The organism is Acidovorax sp. sic0104 (assembly GCF_019219095.1).
In the GTDB taxonomy this organism is placed as follows: domain Bacteria; phylum Pseudomonadota; class Gammaproteobacteria; order Burkholderiales; family Burkholderiaceae_C; genus Acidovorax.
On record NZ_JAHUWH010000079.1, the window covers coordinates 1 to 243 of the forward strand.

The window sequence follows — 243 nt, forward strand, 5'->3', positions numbered from 1 at the left end:
GCGAACCTGCGGGCTCGATGCTGCGGGTCTGGGCAACGCTCGATGCCTCGGCAGCCACTTCGGCGCGGGTGCGGTTGGTTTCGAACTTCGTGGCGAATTGCGAAGCGTCGGCTTCGTCGGCGTGGGCACCAAAGGCAGCGAAAGCGGACACAGCGGCGATGGAGAGGAAGCGTGCGGTCTTGTTCATGATGGAAATCCTGTGAATTTTTTTGTGAATCAGGTGTGTTCGTCTAGTGAGAGGTC

Annotated in this window: 1 pseudogene; it reads right to left on the reverse strand. The window is 59.3% G+C overall.

The annotated features are described in order from the left end of the window. Nucleotides 1-187 (reverse strand): annotated as a pseudogene (locus KW835_RS26730) (DUF4148 domain-containing protein); the annotation flags it as partial. Between the last annotated feature and the right edge of the window lie 56 nt (nucleotides 188-243).